12 protein-coding genes are annotated in these 15,450 nt (G+C 72.5%); 5 read left to right on the forward strand and 7 right to left on the reverse strand.

Annotated elements, in window-relative coordinates; translation table 11 throughout:
- Window positions 1-25: 25 nt before the first annotated feature.
- Entirely contained in the window at window positions 26-1,045 is a 1,020-nt protein-coding gene (locus SL103_RS05905) for a hypothetical protein (RefSeq protein WP_069567707.1), read from the reverse strand.
- A gap of 124 nt (window positions 1,046-1,169) precedes the next feature.
- The gene (gene pepN, locus SL103_RS05910; protein WP_069567708.1) at window positions 1,170-3,773 is read right to left on the reverse strand and encodes an aminopeptidase N; all 2,604 of its coding nucleotides are present in this window, start codon (window positions 3,771-3,773) and stop codon (window positions 1,170-1,172) included.
- Between the two features lie 134 nt (window positions 3,774-3,907).
- Between pepN and SL103_RS05915 the strand changes: the two genes are divergently transcribed.
- On the forward strand, window positions 3,908-4,552 hold the full coding sequence (locus SL103_RS05915; RefSeq protein ID WP_069567709.1) for a DsbA family protein: 645 nt from the start codon (window positions 3,908-3,910) through the stop codon (window positions 4,550-4,552).
- 126 nt (window positions 4,553-4,678) lie between these two features.
- Here the strand turns inward: SL103_RS05915 and SL103_RS05920 are convergent, their stop codons facing one another.
- From SL103_RS05920 to SL103_RS05930, 3 genes are all read right to left on the reverse strand, one after another.
- Window positions 4,679-5,320, reverse strand: coding sequence for a superoxide dismutase (locus tag SL103_RS05920; RefSeq protein WP_069567710.1), 642 nt, complete (start codon window positions 5,318-5,320; stop codon window positions 4,679-4,681).
- 175 nt (window positions 5,321-5,495) lie between these two features.
- The gene (locus tag SL103_RS05925) at window positions 5,496-6,938 is read right to left on the reverse strand and encodes an amino acid permease (RefSeq protein ID WP_079145587.1); all 1,443 of its coding nucleotides are present in this window, start codon (window positions 6,936-6,938) and stop codon (window positions 5,496-5,498) included.
- A 316-nt stretch (window positions 6,939-7,254) separates the two neighbouring features.
- The gene (locus SL103_RS05930; RefSeq protein ID WP_069567712.1) at window positions 7,255-8,667 is read right to left on the reverse strand and encodes an amino acid permease; all 1,413 of its coding nucleotides are present in this window, start codon (window positions 8,665-8,667) and stop codon (window positions 7,255-7,257) included.
- A gap of 354 nt (window positions 8,668-9,021) precedes the next feature.
- Here SL103_RS05930 and SL103_RS05935 point away from each other — a divergent pair, with 354 nt between their 5' ends.
- On the forward strand, window positions 9,022-9,615 hold the full coding sequence (locus SL103_RS05935) for a biotin transporter BioY (protein WP_069567713.1): 594 nt from the start codon (window positions 9,022-9,024) through the stop codon (window positions 9,613-9,615).
- Between the two features lie 70 nt (window positions 9,616-9,685).
- Here SL103_RS05935 and SL103_RS05940 read toward each other — a convergent pair whose 3' ends face one another.
- Complete coding sequence (locus SL103_RS05940; protein WP_069567714.1) at window positions 9,686-11,179, reverse strand: amino acid permease; 1,494 nt, start codon at window positions 11,177-11,179, stop codon at window positions 9,686-9,688.
- Between the two features lie 212 nt (window positions 11,180-11,391).
- Between SL103_RS05940 and SL103_RS05945 the strand changes: the two genes are divergently transcribed.
- Window positions 11,392-11,877 carry a ribose-5-phosphate isomerase gene (locus tag SL103_RS05945; protein ID WP_069567715.1) on the forward strand — a complete coding sequence of 162 codons (486 nt, stop codon included), beginning with the start codon at window positions 11,392-11,394 and terminating at the stop codon, window positions 11,875-11,877.
- A 74-nt stretch (window positions 11,878-11,951) separates the two neighbouring features.
- Window positions 11,952-12,830 carry an Fpg/Nei family DNA glycosylase gene (locus tag SL103_RS05950; protein WP_069567716.1) on the forward strand — a complete coding sequence of 293 codons (879 nt, stop codon included), beginning with the start codon at window positions 11,952-11,954 and terminating at the stop codon, window positions 12,828-12,830.
- Between the two features lie 30 nt (window positions 12,831-12,860).
- Here the strand turns inward: SL103_RS05950 and SL103_RS05955 are convergent, their stop codons facing one another.
- Window positions 12,861-14,090 (reverse strand): GNAT family N-acetyltransferase, encoded by a 1,230-nt coding sequence (locus SL103_RS05955; protein WP_069567717.1) that lies wholly within the window; start codon window positions 14,088-14,090, stop codon window positions 12,861-12,863.
- Window positions 14,091-14,217: 127 nt separating this feature from the next.
- Here SL103_RS05955 and SL103_RS05960 point away from each other — a divergent pair, with 127 nt between their 5' ends.
- Window positions 14,218-15,363, forward strand: coding sequence for a PP2C family protein-serine/threonine phosphatase (locus SL103_RS05960; protein ID WP_069567718.1), 1,146 nt, complete (start codon window positions 14,218-14,220; stop codon window positions 15,361-15,363).
- The last annotated feature ends 87 nt before the right edge of the window (window positions 15,364-15,450 follow it).

A 15,450-nucleotide genomic window follows, 5' to 3' on the forward strand; every position in this document is an offset into this window, starting at 1 on the left:
GGGCCGGCACCGGGGCGGGGGCCCATCAGCGCGGCAGGGCCACCACATACGCGCCCGGCTCCCGCTCCGGCGACGCCATCAGGGCCGTACGGACCACCGCCGCCTGCTGCGCGGGGGCCTCCCGCAGGGTGCGCGGGAGGCAGCGGACGACGGTGATGCCCAGCCGCTCCAGGTGCTCGCGCTTGTGGTCGAAGGCCGAGTGCAGCGGGTCCTCCTCGCTGCGCGGCGCGCGGGTGTCGATCTCCAGGGCCACCCCGTGCTCCGGCCAGAAGGCATCCACCCCGCCCAGGTGCGGGCCGCCCGGCAGCCGCAGATCGACGTTCCACAGGGGCTCCGGCAGCCCGTGCTCACGGACCACCGCGTACAGCCGCTGCTCGGCCAGCGCCCGGCCCTCGGCGAGCAGGGTGTCCACCGCGTCGACCACGTGCGGCCGGGTCAGCAGCCGGGCCCGGCTCAGTTCGCGGACCACCGCGGCCGCCTCGCAGTGCCCGCCGCGTACCGCCTCGGTCAGCAGCCGGCGCACCGCCGCGGCGTCGCTGAGCCCGGCCACCGCGTCCGCGACCGCGCGCGGCACCGGGGCGGTCGGCACCCCGGTGACCTCCTGCGGCACCGGCAGGTCCGCCGCCCGGACGATCTGCGCGAAGCCGGTGGAGCGCAGCCGCCGGGTGCGGGCGACCAGTACCTCGATGCGGTCCAGGACGAGCAGCGGGGGCGTCTCGGAGAAGCCGTGCAGGGCGAGCGCCGCCAGGCCGGTGATCATCACCGCGGGGGCGTCACCGGACGGCGTGCCCTGCTGGGGCACCGTCGGCCCCCGGTGGGTGGCGTACAGCAGCACCGCCTGGAGCCGCTCCTCGCTGGTGGGCGGGCCGGGGTGCAGCAGGTACACGCCGGGGAGCACCTGCTGCCAGCAGCCGCCGGGGCGGCAGCGCTCGGTGAGTTCCGCCGCGGGGACGCCGTGCTGCCGGAGCTGACGGGAGGTCAGTACCCGGGTCGGCAGGCCGGAGAGGTGGTGGAGGGGGAGGGGGGAGAGCGGGGTGTCGTTCATGCCAGGGCGATTCCCGCACCCGCTCCACCCCCTAACCGCTGTTACACGCCCGTACCCGGAACCGGACAATCCTGGGCTAAAGTACGGGCGTTCGACTGCCGAAAGAGGCTGGTCGCCGTGGAGGTTACGGCCTCGCCCCGGCCGCCTCGTCACAAGCCTGTGCCCGCAGCGCCCGGGCCAGGTCGTCGCGCTCCTCCAGCACCAGCCGGCGCAGTGCGGGCGCCGCCTGCTCGTGCCCGGCCAGCCAGGCGTCCGCGGCGTCCAGCGTGGACTGCTCCACCAGCCACGCCGGGAACAGCCCGCGCACGACGTCCATCGCGATCTCGATCGACCGCTCCTGCCACACCCGCTCGATCGCCGCGAAGTAGCGCGGCGCGAACGGCGCCAGCAGCGCGCGCTGCCCGGGCTGCGCGAAGCCCGCGATGGTCGCCTCCACCAGGGCATTGGAGAGCGCGTCGGACTCCACCACGTCCGCCCAGGCCCGCTCCTTGACCTCCGCCGAGGGCCGGGCCGCCAGGCAGCGCACCTGGTGGCGCTTGCCGGACGCGGTGTCGTCCCGGGCCAGCTCCGCGGCGATCAGCGCCTCGTCGGCGACGCCGTGCGCGGCCAGCGGCTCCAGGAAAGCCCAGCGCAGCTCCTGGTCCACCTCCAGGCCGTCGATCTTCGCGGTGCCCTCCAGCAGCCCCTTGAGCAGCTGGAGGTCGGCGGGCGTGGCGGCGATCGCGGCGAAGTGCCGGGCCCAGGTGAGCTGGTGGCCGCTGCCGGGCTCGGCCAGCCGCAGCTCGTGCCGCGCGCCCTCGGCCAGCTCGTGGGCGGCCGGCTCACGGCGGTCCGGCGCGGAGTAGTACTCCAGCGCCGTCTCGGCCTGTCCGTGCAGCGACTGCAGGACGCCGATGTCGGTCTCCTTGCCGGCGAACCGCCGCACCAGGTCGAGGTAGTCGCGGGCCGGCATCAGCCCGTCGCGGGTCAGGCCCCACAGCGCGGCCCAGCACAGCGCCCGCGCCATCGGGTCGGTCAGGTCCCCGAGCCGGGCCCGCAGCGTCGCCAGCGACCCCTCGTCGAACCGGACCTTGCAGTACGTCAGGTCCTCGTCGTTGACCAGGATCAGCTCGGGCCGCTCCAGGCCCGCCAGCTCCGGCACCGCCGTCCGGGGCCCGGTCACGTCCACCTCGGCGCGGGCGTAGCGCACCAGCGCCGCGTCCCCGCCCTCGGAGAACACGGTCTGCCGCCGGTAGAGGCCCACCGCCACCCGGTGCGGCCGCAGTTCGGGGTGCGCGGGCCCGGCCTCCTGGAGGATGCTCAGCTCGGTGATCCGGTCCTGCGCGTCGTAAGTGACCTGCGGGGTGAGGGAGTTGACCCCGGCCGTCTCCAGCCAGGACCGCGACCAGGCCGCCATGTCCCGGCCGGACGTCTCCTCCAGCACCGCCAGCAGATCCGCGAGCCGGGTGTTGCCGTACGCGTGCCGCTTGAAGTAGCGCCGGGCGCCCTCCAGGAACGCGTCCTGCCCCACGTACGCCACCAGTTGCTTGAGCACCGCGGCGCCCTTGGCGTACGTGATGCCGTCGAAGTTCAGCTTGGCGTCCTCCAGGTCCCGGATGTCGGCGGTGACCGGGTGGGTGGAGGGCAGCTGGTCGGCGCGGTAGGCCCAGGACTTGCGGCGGTTGGCGAAGGTGATCCAGCCGCCGGCGAAGCGGGTCGCCTCCACCAGCGCGAAGGCGCCCATGAAGTCCGCGTAGGACTCCTTGAGCCACAGGTCGTCCCACCACTGCATGGTCACCAGGTCGCCGAACCACATGTGCGCCATCTCGTGCAGGATGACGTTGGCCCGGCGCTCGTAGGACGCCTCGGTGACCTTGCCGCGGAAGATGAACTCCTCGCGGAAGGTGACGCAGCCCGGGTTCTCCATCGCGCCGAGGTTGTACTCGGGCACGAAGGCGGTGTCGTACTTCCCGAAGGGGTACGGGAAGTCGAAGTGGTCGTGGAAGAAGTCCAGGCCCTGCTTGGTGACGGTGAAGACGTCGTCCGCGTCGAAGTGCTTGGCCAGCCCCTTGCGGCACAGCGCGCCCAGCGGGATCTCCAGCTCGGTGCCGTCGTCGAAGGTGCGGCGGTAGCTGTCGGAGACGTAGTGGTACGGCCCGGCGACCACGGCCGTGATGTACGTGGAGATCGGCCGGGTCGTGGCGAACCGGTGCGCCCCGCCCTCGGCCTCGCCCTCCTGGGCGCCGTTGCTCAGCACCACCCACCCCTCGGGGGCCGTCACCTCGAAGGTGAACGGGGCCTTCAGGTCGGGCTGTTCGAAGTTCGCGAAGACCCGGCGGGCGTCGGCCGGCTCGTACTGCGTGTAGAGGTAGACCTCGCCGTCCTCGGGGTCCACGAAGCGGTGCAGGCCCTCGCCGGTCCGGCTGTAGGCGCACCGGGCGTCGACGACGAGGGTGTTCTCGGCGGCCAGGTCGTCCAGCGCGATCCGGGTGCCGTCGAAGACGGTGGCGGGGTCCAGCTCCCGTCCGTTGAGGGTGACCGAGACGACCTCCGGTGCCAGCAGGTCCGCGAAGGTCGAGGCGCCGGGCTCGGTGCACCGGAAGCGGAGCGTCGTACGCGACCGGAAGGTGTCCGCGTCCGGTCCCTGCGCGACCGCTGAGCGGACGTCGAGCGCCACGTCATAGGCGTCGACGCTCAGCAGCCGGCCCCGCTGACGTGCCTCGTCCCGGGACAGATTCTCACCTGGCACGACGTGACTCCCTCGTCCTCGTCTCGAATATCGAACACGGGGAATCATGGCACGGCCGCCGGCGGTTGAACCGTCCACGTAGCACCACGTCCGAGAACCGACGCAGCACCGCTCTCCCGAGGAGACGAGACCCCGTGTCCGAAACCGCGAAGACCCCGGCAGACTTCTGGTTCGACCCCCTGTGCCCCTGGGCCTGGATGACCTCCCGCTGGATGCTGGAGGTGGAGAAGGTACGCCCGGTCGAGGTGCGCTGGCATGTGATGAGCCTGGCGGTCCTCAACGAGGACAAGCTCGACCAGCTGCCCGCGGAGTACGCCGAGAACATGCGCCCCGGCGGCAAGGCGTGGGGCCCGGTCCGGGTGGTGATCGCCGCCCAGCAGCTGCACGGTGACGAGGCCGTCGGCCGGCTCTACACCGCGCTCGGCACCCGTTTCCACAACGAGGGCCTCGGGGTGACCCCGGAGGCCGTCGCCGCCGCCCTCGACGACGCGGGCCTGCCCGCCGAGCTGATCGAGTACGCCGACAAGGACACCTACGACACGGAGCTGCGCGCCTCCCACAAGGAGGGCATCGACCTGGTCGGCCAGGAGGTCGGCACCCCGGTGATCGCGGTTCCCGGCTCCGACGGCGACCAGATCGCCTTCTTCGGCCCGGTCGTCACCCCCGCGCCCAAGGGTGAGGAGGCCGCCAAGCTCTGGGACGGCACGCTGATGGTGGCGTCCATCCCCGGCTTCTACGAGATCAAGCGGACCCGCACGCAGGGGCCGATCTTCGACTGACCCGTCGTCGCGCCGTCACCGTGGGAGCGCCCCCGCACGTATCGGACGTGCGGGGGCGCTCCGTTCCTCCGGCCCGCCGCGCGAAGGGTGAGAAGACGATCACGAGGCGGGACGCTCGGCGCGCCGTTACGGCGCGAGCAGCAGGTTGTGCGCGCGCTCCTTGGCGGCGGCGTACCGCTTGGCCACGTCCTGCCAGTTCACGACCTGCCACATGGCCTCGATGAAGTCCACCTTCTGGTTCTTGTACTGCAGGTAGAAGGCGTGCTCCCAGGCGTCGAAGACCAGGATCGGCACCGAGCCCTGGCCGACGTTGCCCTGGTGGTCGTAGATCTGCTCGACGATCAGCCGGCCCGTGACGGGCTCGTAGGCCAGCACGCCCCAGCCGGAGCCCTGGGTGGTGGCCGACGCCTTGGTCAGCTGGGCCTTGAACTTCTGGAACGAGCCGAAGGACTCGGCGAGCGCGTCGGCCAGCTCGCCCACGCCGTCCTTCTCCAGCGGCTCACCGCCGCCGTCGCCGGTCATGTTGTGCCAGTAGATGCTGTGCAGGATGTGGCCGGAGAGGTGGAACGCGAGGTTCTTCTCCAGGCCGTTGATGCTGCCCCACTGGTCCTTGTCGCGCGCCTCGGCGAGCTGCTCCAGGGTGTCGTTCGCGCCCTTGACGTAGGCCGCGTGGTGCTTGTCGTGGTGCAGCTCGATGATCTCGGGGCTGATGACCGGAGCCAGCGCCGCGTAGTCGTAGGGGAGTTCCGGAAGTGTGTAGGTCGCCATGCCGATCCCGCCTCCAAGCTGCATAAGTGCAGTAGTTGCAATCGATGTGCAGAAGCACGCTATCAGCAGCAACGATCATCGGCCGGTCACGGGGAGCGGACCGGGCCGAAAGACGGAGGCGGGGCGGGACCTCGGAAGGAGGTCCCGCCCCGCCTGTGGGGATGTCCGGGGAGCGCTACCGGCCGGCCGGCGCGGCGTCCTTGCCCAGCGTCCGCTTCCGCAGCAGCCCGATCACGGCCAGCACCACGCCGAAGCCGCCGGTGAACAGCAGCTGGATGCGCTGGTTCTCGTCGCGCAGCATCAGCAGCAGCACGGCGACGATGCCCGCCAGCGCCACCCACGTCAGCACCGGGAAGGCCCACATCTTCACCACGAGCTTCTCGGGCGCCTCGCGGTCCAGCCGGCGACGCATCCGCAGCTGGGCGACGGCGATGAAGCCCCAGACCACCAGGACGGCCGCGCCGACCATGTTCAGCAGCCACTGGAAGACCGTGGTCGGCCACCAGAAGCTGAACAGCACCGCGAGGAAGCCGAACGCGGAGCACAGCAGCACCGTGCGGCGCGGCACCCCGCCGCTGACCTTGCCGAAGAACGCCGGGCCCTGGCCACGGGAGATCAGCGAGTACGCCATCCGGGAGGCACCGTAGATGTTGGCGTTCACCGCGGAGAGCAGGGCCACCAGGATGACGACGTTCATGATCTGGCCGGCCGCCGGGATCTTGAGGTAGTCGAGCACCGCGACGTAGGGGCCGGACTTGGCGATCGACGGGGCGCTCCACGGGATGACCGTGACGATGACCGCCATCGACCCGACGTAGAACAGGGCGATCCGCCACATCGCGGTGCGCACCGCGCTCGCCACACCGCGCACCGGGTCCTTGGACTCGGCGGCCGCGATGGTCACCGTCTCCAGACCGCCGTACGCGAACACCGACGCCAGCAGACCCACCATCAGGCCGTCGACGCCCTTGGGCAGGAAGCCGCCGTCACCGGTGAGGTGCGCGGTGCCCGGCGCGGCGGTGCCGGGGAGCACGCCGAAGATGGCCAGCAGGCCGAGGACCAGGAAGATGCCGATCGCCGCGACCTTCAGGGCGGCGAACCAGAACTCGAACTCACCGAAGTTGGAGACCGCCGTCAGGTTCGTACCGGTGAAGATCACCATGAACAGCAGCACCCACATCCAGGGCTGGGTGCCCGGGAACCACTGGTGCATCACGTCCGCGGCGCCCAGCGCCTCGGCGGCCACCGCCACGCACAGCAGCGCGGTGAACATCCAGCCCACCGTGAAGCCGGCCCAGGAGCCTATGGAGCGCTCGGCGTGCACCGAGAAGGAGCCGGAGGCCGGATTGGCCGCGGCCATCTCGCCCAGCATCCGCATGATCAGCATGACCAGGGCGCCCGAGACGGCGTAGGCCAGCACGATCGAGGGCCCGGCCGCCGCGATGCCCTCGCGCGAGCCGACGAAGAGGCCCGCGCCGATCACGCCGCCCAGCGCGATCATCGACAGATGGCGCTGCTTGAGGCCGTTGGACAGCGAAGGGCCACTATCGGGGCCGGCGCCGTGCCCCGCGCCGGTCTGCCCGTGCGCGGGTGCGGCGGACGAGGGTGTCCGATTCATGTCGTACCTGTCCCAGTAGGTGAGAGCGGAGCAAGGCGATACTGCGTTCTCCCGGGGCGGCGACCGGTGCGACGGTGCTGCCAGGCCCCGCGGACCCCTGCCGGGGCAGGCGGGTCGCGCGGCGGCTGCCGACGGCGCAACTCCGGGGTCCTCGGCAAAGCTGGCTCAGTCTGGGTGCCGGTGTCCGCTCAGGGCAACAGTCGTGCAGCGAATGTTCGGTATTCAGACGTGATCGTGACCGTACGTACCCGAATCATCGTCGGATACGACACGGTGTGACGTGCGTCTCGCACCGACCGGTCCCCGTCGCCCGGAGTCAGCGCCGCGTACGGCGCGCCCGCAGCTCCCGTACGCCCGCCACGAGCAGCACCGCGCCGGTCGCCCCCGCCGACCACAGCAGCTGCGGACGTGCCGTGTCGTCGGTCAGCATCAGCACCACGACCCCGGCCATCGCCAGCAGCGCCACCCAGGTCAGATAGGGGAACGCCCACATCCGCAGGGTGAGCTTCCCGGGCGCCTCGCGTTCGATGCGGGGGCGCAGCCGCAGCTGGGACACCGCGATCAGACCCCAGACGAACAGCAGCACCGCGCCGACCGAGTTGAGCATGTAAAGGAAGACCGAATCCGGCCACTTCAGATTCAGCAGCACCGAGACGAAGCCGAAGGCCACCGAGGCCAGCACCGCCCGGCGCGGCACCCCGCCCCCGGACACCTTCAGCAGCGCCCGCGGCGCCTCGCCGCGCTCGGCCAGCGAGAACACCATCCGCGAGGAGCCGTAGAGGTTGGCGTTCAGCGCCGAGAGCAGCGCCACGAACACCACGATGTTCATGATCTGGCCGGCGCCCGGCACCCCGATGCCGTCCAGCACCGCCACGTACGGGCTGTGGCCCGGCCGCATCGACGACCACGGCAGCAGCGCCACGATGACCAGCATCGAGCCGACGTAGAAGAACAGGATCCGCCACACCGCGCTGCGCACCGCCCGGCCCACCGCGCGCGCCGGGTCGTCCGACTCGGCCGCGGCGATGGTGACGACCTCCAGCCCGCCGAAGGCGAACACCACGGCCAGCACCCCGGAGACCACCCCGGCCCAGCCGTGCGGCAGGAACCCGCCGTGCCCGGTGAGGTTCGCCGTCCCGACCGGCTCCGTACCGGGCAGCACGCCGAAGACCGCCAGCAGGCTCAGCACCAGGAACAGCACGATCGCGGTGACCTTCAGCGCCGCGAACCAGAACTCGAACTCGCCGAAGTTCTTCACCGCCGCCAGGTTGGCCGCGGTGAACACGACCATGAAGATCAGCACCCAGCCCCACTGCGGCACCGCCGGCGCCCAGCCGTGGGCGATCTGCGCCGCGCCGGTGGCCTCCACCGCCAGCACCACGACCAGCAGGAACCAGTACAGCCACCCCACGCTGAAGCCGGCCCAGCGGCCCAGCGCCCGCTCCGCGTGCACCGAGAACGCCCCGGAGGCCGGCATCGCCGCCGACATCTCACCGAGCATCCGCATGATCAGCGTCGCCAGCGCGCCCGCGATCAGATACGACAGCACGATCCCCGGACCGGCCACCGCGATGCCCGCGCCGGACCCCACGAACAGGCCCGCGCCGATCACCCCGCCCAGCCCCAGCATCGTCAGATGGCGCTGCTTGAGCCCCCCTGACAGCGGTTCCTGCCGGCCGGTTCCCTCGCCGAGCGCGGTCTGCCCGGCGGTGGTCGGTGTGTCGTGCATCGTTCGTAACTCTCGCAAGGGGCGGGGCGGGCGGGCCGCGTCCAGGACACGTCCCGGGCCGCCGGAGGTTTGGGGGAACTCCACAGGTCACCGCGGGGTGCACCCAGTGTCGCCGCACCACGCGCGCTAGCACAAAACCGGCGCCCTGGAGCCGGCCCGGCCGTGATGAGCATCACGTGACCTGCGAAGACGCCGCCCGCGTCAACAGGGGCGGCCCCGGCGGCGGTTGTTCGGAACTCTCCAAGCGGGCCGGTGCGGCTTTGTCACCGCCACACGATGATCGCCACCGGTCCTCTGGACTAACGTCATCGCGTCCCGACCCGTCCCGATCCCTCTCACACCCGCGGAGTCCCGATGAGCACCGCCGCCCTCACCCCTTCCGGTACGGTCCTGGCCGACCTGCTGCCGGCCGCCACCGCCTCCCGCGCCCGCGTCCGTGACGCCGCGCTGGTCGTCGGCGGCGCCGCGCTCACCGGTCTCGCGGCGCAGATCGCCGTCCCGGTCCCCGGCTCCCCGGTCCCGGTCACCGGCCAGACCTTCGCCGCGCTCCTGGTCGGCGCCTCGCTCGGCGCGGGCCGCGGTCTGCTCTCGCTCGCGCTGTACGCCCTGGCGGGCCTCGCCGGCCTGCCGTGGTTCGCCGCCGGCACCTCCGGCGCCGGCGCCACCTTCGGCTACATCGTCGGCATGCTGCTGGCCGCCGGCCTGGTGGGCGCGCTGGCCCGCCGCGGCGGCGACCGCGGCGTGCTGCGCACCGCCGCCACCATGGCCGCCGGCACCGCCGTGATCTACGGCGTCGGCGTCCCCTACCTCGCGCTGAGCGCGCACCTGCCCCTCGGCCAGGCCGCCGCCGTGGGCCTGGTGCCGTTCCTGATCGGCGACGCGCTCAAGGCCGCGCTGGCGATGGGGGCCCTGCCGACTGCCTGGAAGCTGGCCGGCCGCCGCGGCTGACCGCACCCGCACCGCAACGAGGGCGGGCCCGCACCGTATGCCGGTGCGGGCCCGCCCTCGTGCACGTCCGCTACGCGCGCTCGACGACCTCGGCCGTCCCCGCGTCCGCCGCCCGCTCCCGCGGCCGCCGCCGGTCCAGGATGAGTCCGACCGCCAGCACCACCACGGCCGCGACCACCGACAGCACCATCTGCTCGCGCCCGTCCGGGTCGTAGAACATGTAGCCGACGACGAAGACGATCAGCCCGATCGTCGCGTACGTCAGCCACGGGTACAGCCACATCCGCACCGTCAGCCGCTCCGGCGTCTCCCGCTCCAGGGTCCGCCGCATCCGCAGCTGCGAGAAGCAGATGACCAGCCACACGAACAGGGCCACCGCACCCGAGGAGTTCAGCAGGAACTGGAAGATGGTGTCCTTCGACGTGTAGCTGAAGATCGTCGCGATGAAGCCGAAGGCGACCGAGGCCCAGATCGCCACCGCCGGCACCCCGCCCTTGTTGACCGTCGCGAACGACTTCGGCGCGTCGCCCCGCTGGCCGAGCGAGAACGCCATCCGCGAGGCGGTGTACAGCCCGGAGTTCAGACAGGACAGCACCGCGGTCAGCACCACCACGTCCATCACGGTGCCGGCGTACGGGATGTCCAGCGACGTCAGCACCGCCACGTACGGGCTCTTGACCACCGCCGGGTCGTTCCACGGCAGCAGCGTCACGATCACCGCGATCGAGCCGATGTAGAACAGCGCGATCCGCCAGATGACGCTGTTGACGGCCTTGCGCACGGCCTGCACGGGGTTGGGCGACTCGCCCGCGGCCAGCGTGACGATCTCGCTGCCCATGAACGAGAAGACCACCAGCAGCATGCCGGAGAGGATCGCGCCCGGACCGTGCGGCAGGAACCCGCCGTGCCCGGTCAGATTGGCCATCCCCGCCGCGTGGTCACCCGGCGGCAGCCCGAAGACCGCCAGCGCGCCGACCACGATGAACACCACGATCGCCACGACCTTGATCCCGGCGAACCAGAACTCGAACTCGCCGAACGACCCCACCGACACCAGGTTCGTGCCGGTCAGCACGATCATCACCAGCAGCGCCCAGGCCCACTGCGGGACGGCCGGGACCCAGCCGGTGAGGATCGCGCCGGCCGCGGTCGCCTCGACGGCCAGCACCACCGACCAGAAGAACCAGTACAGCCAGCCGATCGTGAAGCCCGCCCAGCGGCCCAGCGCCCGGTCGGCGTACGCGGAGAACGAGCCCGAGGCGGGGGAGGCCGCGGCCATCTCGCCCAGCATCCGCATCACCAGCACGACCAGCAGACCGGTCAGCGCGTACGAGAGCAGGATGCCCGGGCCGGCCGCCGCGATGCCCGCCCCGGAGCCGACGAACAGGCCGGCGCCGATCACCCCGCCGATGGCGATCATCGACAGATGGCGGTTCTTCAGCCCCGCCTGCAGCCCGTCCTGCGACTGCCCCCCGGCGGGTCCGCTGCCGGGATCGCCGACAGGGGGTACCGCAGTGGGGGTGCCCCCGGCACCAGGAGAGCGAGGGGAAGGGTGCGCGCCCATATGCACCGTCCTTCGTGGTTCGCGGATGGGAACCCCCGCATTAGATCTTCGTTCACCCATGGATTGGAAGGTCTGACCCCGGATTGTTGTCTGGAACACTGGTCAGTTGCGTGCGTCACATACGTACGCAAGGTCACAGCGCCCTTCCACGCGGAGGTCCACAGGAAGACCCGGCGGCGCCTACCCCGCACCGCGCGTGTCACACTCATCGCATGCGCGTGTATCTCGGCTCCGACCATGCAGGGTTCGACCTCAAGAACCACCTCGTCGAGTGGCTCAAGGCCCACGGCCACGAGCCCGTCGACTGCGGCCCCCACATCTACGACGCCCAGGACGACTACCCGCCGTTCTGCCTGCGCGCCGCGGAGCAGACCGCAGCCGACCCGGACAGCCTCGGCATCGTGATCGGCGGCTCCGGCAACGGCGAGCAGATCGCCGCCAACAAGGTCAAGGGCGTACGCGCCGCGCTGGCCTGGAGTGTGGAGACCGCCAAGCTCGGCCGCGAGCACAACAACGCCAACGTCGTCTCCGTCGGCGCCCGGATGCACACCCAGGACGAGGCGACCACCTTCGTCGAGGTCTTCCTGCGCACCCCCTACTCGGGCGAGGACCGGCACACCCGCCGCATCGAGATGCTCGCCGCGTACGAGACCACCGGTGAACTGCCGGCCATCCCTGCCCACCACCCGCAGGGCTGACCACCGCACACCGCCGTCGCCCGCCCGCCCCGGACGCCGGGGAGGGCGGGCGCGCCCACTGGAGGACGCCGCCCGTGCCCGAGGGCCACACGATCCACCGGCTCGCCCTGGACCACCGCGCCCGCTTCGAGGGCGAACGGGTCCGCGTGAGCAGCCCGCAGGGCAAGTTCGCCGCCGGTGCCGCGCTCGTCGACGGCCAGGTCATGACGACCGCCGAGGCCCACGGCAAGCACCTCTTCCTCGGCTTCGGCCCGCCCCCGAGGACCTCCGACGAACCCCCGGCCCCCGCTCCGTTCGACCGGGGGGACCCCCAGCACTGGATCCACGTCCACCTCGGCCTCTTCGGCAAGCTCGGCTTCGGTGCCGGCACCGCCCCGCCGCCCACCGAGACCGTACGGCTGCGGCTGGCCACCCCGGACGCCTATGCCGACCTCCGCGGCCCCACCACCTGCGCACTGATCACCGACGCCGAGAAGCAGGCGATACACGACCGCCTCGGCCCCGACCCGCTGCGCCCCGGCGACGACCCCGGCCTCGCCTGGCAGCGGATCTCCCGCAGCCGGACGACCATCGCGGCGCTGCTCCTCGACCAGAAGGTCATCGCAGGCGTCGGCAACGTCTACCGCGCCGAGGTCCTCTTCCGGCACGCCGTCGACCCGTACCTGCCCGGCCGTGAGCTCACCCGCGACCTGTGGGACGCCCTCTGGGCCGACCTGGTGTTCCTGATGGGCGAGGGCGTCCGCCACAACCGCATCGACACCGTGCGGCCCGAGCACCTGCCCGAGGCCATGGGCCGCCCGCCGCGCGTCGACGACCACGGCGGTGAGGTGTACGTCTACCGCCGCGACCGGCAGGGCTGCCACATCTGCGGCGCCGAGATCCGCACCGCCGGCCTCGCCGCCCGCAACCTCTTCTGGTGCCCGGGCTGCCAGCCGGCCACGGCGCTCCGCTGACCCGTCGTCCGGTCAGCACCCGTCGCCCGGTCAGAACCCGTGCGGCAGCCAGGGCGCCGCGTCCGACCCGAACGCCACCGACGCGGCCGCCAGCGCCCCCGGCCGCAGCTCCCGCACCCGGCCGGCCGCCGCCAGTGACGTGAGCGGGAACCCGCCCAGCAGGGCCGACCCCACCTCCCGCACGGACAGCGCCAGTTCGGCCGGCTCCGAGGTCCGCGCGCAGGTCGCGCCCGCGGCGTCGCCGGACAGCCGCCACCGCCCCTCGTTCCACGGGCAGAACTCGTCCGCGACCTGGAGCACCACGTCCACCGGCGTCCGGTACGTCCGCGCCGCCAGCGCCGCGCCGACCTCCACCGGCCGCACGAACAGCGACTCCCGCAGCCCGATCCCGCACCGCCGCATGTCCGCCACCAGATGCGGCAGCGCGTCGTCCACCGGACGGCTGGCCACCGTCACCGACGACGTCAGATCGATCCCGAACAGGAAGCGCCACAGCGCCGCGTACACCACCGGATCGAGCGCCTCCACCTGCCGGACCCGCACCGTCCCGTGCGGCCCCGCCGCGTCCCACTCCGGTTTGACCGCGAAGCGCGCATACCCCCGCACCTCGCCGTCCACCTCGGCCAGCACGCACTGGAGCACACCGGCCCCGTCCCGGTCGGCCGGGACGTCGAGCACCCCGATCCGCTCCCAGCCGGGCCGCCGGGCCAGCCTCCCCGGCCGGGTCGGCACCAGCCGCGCGTACACCGACTCGCACTCCGCCAGCGCGGCCACCGGATCCGCCGCCCGCAGTCGTACGCCGTCCACCCCCGGCAGCTCCGGCGCCGCCAGCCGCACCGTGTCCACCGTCATCCGCATGTCCAGCGCCGCCACGCCGTAGCCGAACCGCCCGTAGATCGCCGGCTCCGAGGCGGTGAGCACCGCCAGCGGCTCACCGCGCTCACGGACGTCCGCCAGCTGGTGGCGCATCATCGCGCGCAGCACCCCGCGCCGGCGGTGCGTCGGCTGCACGCTGACCATCGTGACCCCGGCCACCGGCACCTCCGCCCCGCCCGGCACGGTGAGCCCGAACGAGAACGCCCCCGCGGTCCCGACGCACGCCGGCCCGTCCCAGACGCCGAGCGAACGGTCGAACTCGGTCAGGTCGCGCCGGATCGCGAGCTTCTCCGAGGACTGCACCAGCCCGCCGAACGCCAGGTCCAGCCGGTCGGACCAGACGGCCCACTCCTCGTCCCGCAGCACCCGCAATTCCGTCGTCATGAACCATGCCTAGCAGGACACTCTCCGGCCGCGCGACCGCATTTCGAACGGGGTTTCCCGGCAATCGGCCGAGGACCCGTACGGCGAATCGACGCGCCGCCGAACGGGTGGATAAGGTCCCAGAGCAATGACAAGCGGCCCGGGTACCGAACCCCTGACGGCCCGGGTGCACAAGGGTCTGCACCGGGCCCGCGTCGGCGTGCGCAAAGCCGGGGTCGACTACTTCCGCGGCGAGGGCTCCGACCGGATCGCGCTCGCCGCCCTGCTGATCGCCATCCCCGCCATCGCCGCGGGCACGCTGTGGCGCCCCGAATGGTTCGCCCCCACCGCCCTGGTCCTCCCGGTGATCGCCGGGGGACTGCTGCTGCGCCCGGCCAACCTCCTCGTCCTGTACGGCGCCTCGGCCGCCGCCCTGGTCGTCGAGGCGGCCCTCTTCGGCCCGTACGACAGCGGCCCGGACCGGATCACCCCCGGCACCGTCCTGGTCGTGGCCGCCGTCGGGTTCTTCGGCCTGCTCATCGCGCAGTTCCGCAGCCGGGTCGGCGTGCCCTGGCGGCGCGGCGGCACCATGCTCTTCGACCTGCGCGAACGCATCCGCGTGCAGAGCAAGCTGCCGCGGCTGCCCCAGGGATGGCACCACGAGATGGCGCTGCGCCCGGCCGGCGGCCAGTCCTTCTCCGGCGACTTCGTGGTGGCCTCCCGCACCCACGGCGGCAACATCCTGGAGGTCGTCCTCACCGACGTCTCCGGAAAGGGCATGGACGCGGCCTCCCGCGCCCTGCTCCTCTCCGGCGCCTTCGGCGGCCTCCTCGGGTCCCTCCCGCCGCACGGCTTCCTGCCCGCCGCCAACGGCTACCTCCTGCGCCAGGACTGGGACGAGGGCTTCGCCACCTCCGTCCACCTCGTCCTGGACCTGGAGTCCGGCGACTACGAACTGCTCTCCGCGGGCCATCTGCCGGCGCTCCAGCTCAGCGCGGGCAGCGGCCGCTGGGAGGAGAAGCCGGGGCAGGGCCCGCTGCTCGGCGTCTACGACGGTGCCCAGTTCGACCCCGTCAAGGGCACGCTGCGCCCCGGCGACGTGCTGATGCTCTTCACCGACGGCCTGGTGGAGGCCGCCGACCGGGACATCGCCGAGGGCATCGACCGGCTGACCGGCGAGGCCGACCGCTATGTCGCCAGCGGCTTCGCCGGCGCCGCCTGGCACCTCATCGAAGCGGTCGCCAAGGACGTCAACGACGACCGGGCCCTGCTGCTGATCTGCCGGGACGCCTGACCACCGGGCGGGCGCGCGGTGTCCGTCCGCGCCGCGCCCGCACCACGTCCGCCGCCCGGGCGCGCCCCGCGACGCCTCCCGCGCCCG

The organism is Streptomyces lydicus, from assembly GCF_001729485.1.
GTDB lineage: Bacteria > Actinomycetota > Actinomycetes > Streptomycetales > Streptomycetaceae > Streptomyces > Streptomyces lydicus_D.